1 pseudogene is annotated in these 2,038 nt (G+C 51.6%); it reads left to right on the forward strand.

Features of this window, described 5'->3' with window-relative positions:
- Positions 1-1,718, forward strand: a pseudogene (gene glmS / locus Q0526_RS14225) (glutamine--fructose-6-phosphate transaminase (isomerizing)); the annotation flags it as partial.
- Positions 1,719-2,038 lie beyond the last annotated feature (320 nt).

The raw sequence follows: 2,038 nt of genomic DNA on the forward strand, positions 1-2,038 counted from the left end.
AGTTCGGGAAGGCAATAAAGAAGCGGTTATCGTCAAAGCAACCGGCCGTTTACGTGTGCTGGCAGAAAAGACCAACGGCGGTCAGGCCCTGGAAGGTACCTGCGGCATCGGACATACCCGCTGGGCTACCCACGGGGAACCGTCCGAAACCAATGCCCACCCCCATCGCAGCGATGATGGCAACGTGATCGGTGTACATAACGGTATCATCGAGAACTATACGGAACTGCGTGACAAACTGACCCGGAAAGGTTATACATTCCGAAGTTGCCGTTAAGCTGGTAGATTACTACTATAAAAAGTACAACATCGGGCCGGTGGATGCAATTGCGAAGGCAATGGTGCGCATCCGCGGCTCCTACGCATTGGCGCTGCTGTTCAAAGATTACCCGGAACAGATTTGGGTGGCGCGCAAGGATAGCCCGATGATCATCGGCGTGCAGGACGAGGAAACCTATATGGCATCGGATGTCCCCGCCATTCTCAAATACACCCGTTGGGTATATTACATTGGCAACCACGAGATGGCCTGTCTGGAAAAAGGGAGGGTAACCTTCTATAATCTGGATGGCGATATCATCGAAAAGCAACTGATACAGATCGATTGGGATGCTGAAGCCGCTGAGAAGGGCGGGTTCGAGCATTTTATGATGAAGGAGATCCATGAGCAGCCGAAAGCGGTCTCGGATACCATCAATTCGGTAGTGAAAGAAGACAGAATCGATTTTTCTGAGGCAGGGCTGACGGATGAGGTTATTCGCAGCATTCAGCAAATCACGGTGGTGGCCTGCGGCAGTGCCTACCATGTAGGGGCAGTGGCACAGTATGTGTTTGAAGATCTGGCTGGTATCCCGGTGCGTACCGAACTGGCGTCTGAGTTCCGTTACCGTAAACCGCTGTTGACCAAGGATACGCTTGTCATCGTTGTCAGTCAGAGTGGCGAGACGGCGGACAGCCTGGCAGCCCTGCGGGAGGCCAAGGACCACGGCATACGCACGCTTGCCATTGTCAATGTGGTGGGCAGCTCGATTGCGCGTGAAGCTGACTATGTGTTCTACACGCTGGCGGGTCCAGAGATCGCAGTGGCTACCACCAAGGCATACAGCACACAGCTGGTCGCTAGCTACTTGCTTGCCATGCAGTTCGCCAAGGTACGCGGCAAACTCAGAGATGAAACCTTTGCTGGTATGCTGGCTGCAATCAAGATGTTGCCTCAGAAAATTGCCAGATGTCTGGAGGACAAAGAACGCCTGCAATGGTTCGCCGCCAAACAGGCCAACGCCAAGGATGTGTTCTTTATCGGTCGTGGTATTGATTACGCCATCAGCCTAGAAGGCAGTCTGAAGATGAAGGAGATCAGCTATATCCATTCGGAAGCCTATGCTGCGGGCGAGCTTAAACACGGCACCATCAGCCTGGTGGAGCAGGGAACTTTGGTTATCGGCGTGCTGACACAACCGGAGCTGTTCGAGAAAACAATCAGTAACATGGTCGAATGCAAAAGCCGTGGCGCGTATCTGATGGGCCTTACCAGTTATGGCAACTACAGCGTGGAAGATACTGTCGATTTCACCGTGTATATCCCCAAAACCGACCCGCATTTTACTGCCAGCCTGGCGGTGGTACCATTGCAACTGCTGGGGTATTATGTCAGTGTGGCAAAAGGACTGGATGTGGACAAACCGCGCAACCTGGCAAAGAGTGTGACGGTGGAATGACTAAAACTGCCGCCAGGAAAACGGCAAACGAATGTTGTCAGGGGGATAGTAAAGGGATGACGGTTGACAACTTCGCAAAAAACGGCATATCGTTGCTAATGTGCGAATTTTCGAAAGAAAAATGAACAGCATGGTGATGTGAACTCTTATTGTCGGATAACATATCCCCCTGATTTGGAACCTTAACAAAAATAGATAGAACGAGTGCACAGCCACCGGACAGAATGCGTCCGGTGGCTGTTTTTGTTTGTCCGGGTTGAACTATAAGTAAGCGTCAAATAGAAATTTAGAAAAGCACAAGGGTGGAGTTTTGCCTCCAC

The organism is uncultured Subdoligranulum sp., assembly GCF_937890665.1.